Source organism: uncultured Capnocytophaga sp., from assembly GCF_938029845.1.
GTDB lineage: Bacteria > Bacteroidota > Bacteroidia > Flavobacteriales > Flavobacteriaceae > Capnocytophaga.
Genome location: NZ_CALHGG010000059.1, coordinates 1 through 5515, shown reverse-complemented (window position 1 = coordinate 5515; position 5515 = coordinate 1). Strand labels below are relative to the sequence as shown.

The 5515-nt window shown below is 35.6% G+C and carries 8 protein-coding genes and 2 pseudogenes; all 10 read left to right on the top strand.

Annotated features, from left to right (window positions below):
- Positions 1-437: pseudogene (locus Q0625_RS04140) on the top strand (hypothetical protein); the annotation flags it as partial.
- 39 nt (positions 438-476) lie between these two features.
- Positions 477-818: a hypothetical protein gene (locus tag Q0625_RS04135; protein WP_297888566.1), complete on the top strand. Its 342-nt coding sequence runs from the start codon at positions 477-479 to the stop codon at positions 816-818.
- A gap of 13 nt (positions 819-831) precedes the next feature.
- Positions 832-1101 (top strand): hypothetical protein, encoded by a 270-nt coding sequence (locus Q0625_RS04130; RefSeq protein ID WP_298823691.1) that lies wholly within the window; start codon positions 832-834, stop codon positions 1099-1101.
- On the top strand, positions 1101-1694 hold the full coding sequence (locus Q0625_RS04125) for a hypothetical protein (protein WP_298823689.1): 594 nt from the start codon (positions 1101-1103) through the stop codon (positions 1692-1694). Before Q0625_RS04130 ends, Q0625_RS04125 begins: the two co-directional genes overlap by 1 nt.
- Positions 1669-2031: a hypothetical protein gene (locus Q0625_RS04120; protein ID WP_298823687.1), complete on the top strand. Its 363-nt coding sequence runs from the start codon at positions 1669-1671 to the stop codon at positions 2029-2031. The genes Q0625_RS04125 and Q0625_RS04120 overlap by 26 nt, the downstream gene beginning before the upstream one ends.
- Positions 2032-2033: 2 nt before the next feature.
- Entirely contained in the window at positions 2034-2438 is a 405-nt protein-coding gene (locus Q0625_RS04115) for a hypothetical protein (protein ID WP_298823685.1), read from the top strand.
- 263 nt (positions 2439-2701) lie between these two features.
- Positions 2702-3226, top strand: coding sequence for a TetR/AcrR family transcriptional regulator (locus Q0625_RS04105; protein ID WP_298823683.1), 525 nt, complete (start codon positions 2702-2704; stop codon positions 3224-3226).
- A 12-nt stretch (positions 3227-3238) separates the two neighbouring features.
- Positions 3239-4078, top strand: a complete 840-nt coding sequence (locus tag Q0625_RS04100; protein WP_298823681.1) for a CPBP family glutamic-type intramembrane protease — start codon at positions 3239-3241, stop codon at positions 4076-4078.
- Between the two features lie 33 nt (positions 4079-4111).
- Positions 4112-5095 carry an alpha/beta hydrolase gene (locus tag Q0625_RS04095; protein WP_298823679.1) on the top strand — a complete coding sequence of 328 codons (984 nt, stop codon included), beginning with the start codon at positions 4112-4114 and terminating at the stop codon, positions 5093-5095.
- Positions 5096-5397: 302 nt separating this feature from the next.
- Positions 5398-5515 (top strand): annotated as a pseudogene (locus Q0625_RS04090) (SH3 domain-containing protein); the annotation flags it as partial.

Sequence of the window (5515 nt, the reverse complement as noted above, 5' to 3'; positions counted from 1 at the left end):
CCTATCTTTTGGTGGTGAATGGTAAGGAAAAAGGCTATATATGGCTCGATAGTCGCCAGGATTATGGCGGACTGTCGCCTGAGCTTAACGAGAAGGGAGAAAAACTCACCTTTGAAATGTGGTATACCGACTGGCTGAATGAGGTAGTAGCTCCTGAAAAAGTATGGTTTGAGAAATCACTTCAGTTTATCAAAAAGGCTTTTCCTAAGATAGAGGAAACAGATTTTAGGCTAATGACTTATGTGCTTTATGAGCATTACTCTGATAGAAACTTAGCAACCCTCATCGCTCACCTTTATGGACTAAACCCAATAGACATCTATTTTGAAATAGGAAAGTTTATCCAAAGAGAAAAGTACGACGAACAAACTATTCAGCAGTATGAAGCCCGATTACGAGAAAGCGGTTTTTATGATTGGGCTGCAGAGGAAGAGTAAAAAATAAAAAAAGAGTATCTTTGCCTAAAATAGATAACAATGAGTCATAGTTCTAAAACAATATCAACATTCACAAGTGTGGAGGCAATGGAAAAGTTTATCAACGATGTGAATTCGGAAGAAGGCTTTACAGATTGGAACTTAACAGAAGAAGAGTTTCAACAGCTTTGGAACTCGCACCTATTTCACGAACTTAATTACAAATTAGATAAACTTATTGATGACTATGAATGGGAGGATATTATAGGGGTAGAAGCGCTACAAAAAGCCTATGAAGTTACAGAAGCTAATACCATAAGCAAACTACCTGTCGGACAGAAATTATTAGCAATGCTTCATAAAGCTATAGAATACAAAACAGGGATATTCTTTTTCTTTTGACAATACTGATGTTATGAATAAAATATTTCAAGTAGAAAAGCTTTTAAACACTAATGAAAATACATTTTCAGTAGCAGGAAGAGTGATTGCAGGGAATAGTATTCAGAAAGGAAAGGTTTTTAATCTTATGAAAATAGAAAATAACACTTTGGTAGAGGTAAATTTCTTGTTAAAACAAATAGAAATGTATGGTCGTTCTATTGATTTTATAGATTTAGGGTGTACAGGAGTGCTATTTTTAGAAGGAGAATGCCCTACTACTCAAATAAAAGAACTTCTCTGATGAATTACCTAAATAAACTAATTCTCATCTTATTAGCAACAACAATCATTCCTATGCAAGCACAAAAAACCAAAGAGAATTTTTCTCAGTATTTCATTAAAGCCTTTACAACAGACCAGCAAGTGATAGAAGCTACTATTACTTTTTATAAAGAAGATAGAGGAAATTCCACAGTGTTATTAAATATGTTTTCTAAAGATGAAACGTTCACCTATACGGGCGGAAAAGTAAAGGTTTTTGTAATGACTTATCACGACGCGCTTAATCATCATTACGAAATGGTTTCACATGAGGTAAGGTCGCTATTCTATATCCTTCGCAAGCGTTTAGAACAGCAGGGCATAAAACTATTGATACAAGGGGCAAGGCGTCATTATTATATGATTCGGCATTTCAAACAGAATTTTCGAGCGGTAAAGTTAGTTTTAGGAAAAAGGTATGATTATGATAGTGCCGAAATAATAAATATCTTTGATCCCGAGAACGATTTTTCACAAATAGCTACCGTTCAGGAGCAAGAAGAATACTTTAACCAATGGTTTGAAAGCATTATAGGAGTAAAATACGATGAAAATAAGAGAGATAGTGAATAATAACTATTTGATAGACCTTATTACCGATAACCACAATACTCCTTTTTGGGAAATCGCCTACCATTGGCATAGAACGTATCAGGCTAAGGGCATACAATATCAGCATTTTGTAGGAGAGATTACCACTACTTATGACATTCCCGAAGCCCTTATTTCTTTGCTGGATAAACAATGTCAATTAGTTAATGAGGGTGTTTTCTCAGTTGGTGAAATTATCGGGGATAAGATAAAGGCTTTTGAACTCAAATTGCAAAATAAGAACGTCACTATTGTAAACCTTTATATAGAAGGCAATGGAGTAGATTTTTGTATTGTAGAGAAAAATAAAGAGAAATAATTATGTTTCAAAATGATATAAACACAAAAACTATTGATTTTGAAAAAGACCCTAATAATTTGCCAAAGTATAACACACTCTTTCAAGAAAGTGAGTACTTAGAAGTAGAATTGTGTATTGAAACGTTTTATATAAGGGAAATTTGTGCTGAAATTAAAAATGAAAAGGGAATCATAGTAAGGTTAATATTTAATTATGTAAGAGATTTTTATACTCCTACAGGAAATTACTTTGATTGTAAGGATAACCAAAGATGGGAGGATAAATGGACTCATTGCAAGTTGAGACTTGAAGAAGAGACTACCATAAGACAAATGTTGTGCCCCATCACCATACCTAATTATAGCTTATATGAAGAGAACAACGGATTCTTTATTAAAAGTAGGAATTTGTCAATAGTAATTTGAGCAGCTTAAGAAGAGGGGATGTGCATCAAAGTCGCTTTATATTTATTCGTTCAATGGCGATTTAGCTTACAAAGTATGTAAGCAAATAGTAAAAGGCGAGTATAAAGCCCCTATCATACGAAAACCTTGAGCTATTTCATTATCAATTGATCTAAAAATTACATTTTATTTTTCTTAGAAAAAATTTGTTGATTCAAAAAAATATATTACTTTTGTCGCAAAAATAACAAGTGTTATATTACTATTGTTATATAAAGAAATTTATGCCGAAACCAACAACAATAACTCAAGAAGTAATTATAGAAACTGCCTTCGAAATGGTACGAAAGGAAGGCTTTGGAGTGCTTTCTGCTCGAAATATTGCCAAGCAAATTGGTTGCTCCACTCAGCCCATCTATTGGTCTTATAAAAATATGGATGAATTAAAAGCTGAAATCTGCAAAAAAGCACTGCCCTTCTTGCAAAGTGTAGTGCTCAGTTACTCAAAAACAGGGAATACTCTTTTGGATTTAGGACTCGGATACGTCCGGATGGCACACACCGAGCCCGCCCTATTCAAAGCTTTTTATATGGATAACGTTAGCAATGTAAAACTTACTGACATTTTTCCCGAAAGTGAGCGAGTGGTAGAAATAATGAAAAATAGCGAGGAATGCCGCAGCCTATCTGATGAAGAGCTGAAGAATAGCATTGCTAAAGGTTGGATGTTAGCACACGGTATCGCTTCATTAGTCGCAGTGGGTATGCTTGTCTACGACGAAGATAAAATTTTAGAAATATTAAAATAAACCTGCCTTAATATGAAAACCAATAAAAAAGCACTTCGGAATGTAATCCTATTTAGCTTGGTAGCTATCTCTTGCGGATGGATAGGCGTTGGGTTGAATCAGTTACTTGGTGAGCCTTCTAATTTAGAGTCTTTAGGATCAGGAATTTTTATTGTTACTCCTACTGTGTGTATCGTTTTACTCCGCCTTTTAGGTGGCGATGGTTGGAAAGATTTCCCTTTAAAACCTCGTTTCAAGCAAAACATTCGCTGGTATATCTTTGCTATTGCAGTCTATCCCTTGGTTATTGGCATAACACTATTTGTAGGCAAGCTATTAGGTTGGGTAGATGTGAGCAAATTTACTATTGCTGCCTCTCTTCCTGTACTTGCGGTAGCTTTTTTGCCTAGTTTTATCAAAAATATCTTTGAAGAATCGGCTTTTCGAGGCTATCTCACTGTAAAAATGGAACAACTTACCAAAAACGAATGGCTGATTTATGTAGTGGTGGCATTCGTCTGCCAAATATGGCACCTGCCATACAACCTCATATTCTTAGACGATGCTTACCAGGCAACCTTCTTCCCTTATAGCAAAGAGTTATTTGTTTTGGTAAGCTTTGTGGTTATTGCTGTTTGGACAATAATGTACACTGAAATTTTCTTCCTCTCTCGCTCTCTATTATTGGTAGTTTTGATGCATACAATGAAAGATGTTTTTAATCCTCTCATTTCAGAAGGATTTACTGTTATTTCACCCGATAAAATACTTTTAGTATCGCCCCTTTTTGGCATTATTCCAACATTGATATACTTGACTATAGGCTTGTATCTGAGAAAAATACGCAAAAGTAAAGAGTACCTTCATTCATAATGAATAAATCATATAAACAAAAATGTTAACAATATGAACAAAAACACTGAAAACCCTGTAAATGCCGCTTCTTGGGATAAGATTTTCCCTAAAAGCGATAAAGTTGAACACAAAAAAGTGTCATTCAAAAACCGCTATGGTATTACCCTTGTTGGAGACTTGTATTTTCCGAAAGGGATTGAAAACAAAAAGCTTGCTGCCCTTGCTGTTTGTGGAGGATTTGGAGCAGTAAAAGAACAAGCTTCAGGATTTTATGCCCAAACAATGGCAGAAAGAGGTTTTGTAACCTTAGCCTTTGACCCTTCCTATACGGGCGAAAGTGGTGGGGAACCTCGCAATGTAGCTTCACCTGAAATCAATACAGAAGACTTCTCGGCAGCGGTAGATTGTTTAGGTCTTCAACCTTTTGTCGATAGAGAAAAAATAGGAATCATTGGTATTTGTGGTTGGGGCGGCTTTGCACTGAATGCTACAGCTATTGACACACGTATCAAAGCAGTAGCCACCATGGTAATGTACGATATGTCCCGTGTGTTTAGCAAAGGCTATTTTGATGCCAATACACCTGAAATGCGTCTGGAAATGAAGCGTTCACTCAATGCTATCCGTTGGACGGATGCTGAAACGGGAACTCCTTCCCCAGGTTATCCTATGCCGGATGCTCCTTCTGATAAAGTGCCTCAATTCTTGAATGATTATATTGAGTTTTACAAAACACCACGAGGTTTCCATGAGCGTTCCGTTTCCAATCACGTTTGGACAGCCACTACGCTGCTTTCATTTATGAATTTTCCCCTGTTAGCCTATGCGAACGAAATTGAGGTGCCAACCTTTATAATTGCAGGAGAAAATGCCCATTCGCGCTATATGAGCGAAGATGCCTATAAGCTAATAGGGAGCGAGAAAAAAGAACTGTTGATTGTCCCTAATGCCCGTCATACTGATTTTTACGACAATCAAGCTGGTATAATTCCATTTGATAAGCTGGAGACATTCTTTAGTGAAAATCTTCAATAAAACAAAGAATAAGCTTCAAGCTAATATTTCTTGAAATAGGGGACTGAAAGTAGTTATTTTTATCTTTTGCATAAAACCAACTACTTTCAGTCTCTTTTGTTTTTGATTTGGGTATGTAGACAAATAGTAAAAGACAACTACAAAACCCCAGTAGGCTTGTTTCTTGTAGTTCTTACTTGAGATTTGCTTTTAAACTTTACATAAATTAAAAAGAAATCACTATCTTTGCAGAAACCAAGTAACAAACAATAATAATTCTTATTTTATACAGAATACGAACACACATTATTTATAGAAACCTTATGAAACACTTACTTATTTTATTCTTACTCCTTACGACCAACACCTTTGCACAAGGTCCTATTGGAGATTATGCCGTAGTAAAAGATAAAGACGGCTATGTAAACATTCGCGCCAAAG

What these genes read in the sequence shown, in the direction of transcription:
- Q0625_RS04130 (WP_298823691.1), top strand. Translation starts at nt 832, where the DNA reads ATGAATAAAATATTTCAAGTAGAAAAGCTTTTAAACACTAATGAAAAT.
- Q0625_RS04125 (WP_298823689.1), top strand. Translation starts at nt 1,101, where the DNA reads ATGAATTACCTAAATAAACTAATTCTCATCTTATTAGCAACAACAATC.
- Q0625_RS04135 (WP_297888566.1), top strand. Translation starts at nt 477, where the DNA reads ATGAGTCATAGTTCTAAAACAATATCAACATTCACAAGTGTGGAGGCA.
- Q0625_RS04095 (WP_298823679.1), top strand. Translation starts at nt 4,112, where the DNA reads ATGAACAAAAACACTGAAAACCCTGTAAATGCCGCTTCTTGGGATAAG.
- Q0625_RS04120 (WP_298823687.1), top strand. Translation starts at nt 1,669, where the DNA reads ATGAAAATAAGAGAGATAGTGAATAATAACTATTTGATAGACCTTATT.
- Q0625_RS04105 (WP_298823683.1), top strand. Translation starts at nt 2,702, where the DNA reads ATGCCGAAACCAACAACAATAACTCAAGAAGTAATTATAGAAACTGCC.
- Q0625_RS04100 (WP_298823681.1), top strand. Translation starts at nt 3,239, where the DNA reads ATGAAAACCAATAAAAAAGCACTTCGGAATGTAATCCTATTTAGCTTG.
- Q0625_RS04115 (WP_298823685.1), top strand. Translation starts at nt 2,034, where the DNA reads ATGTTTCAAAATGATATAAACACAAAAACTATTGATTTTGAAAAAGAC.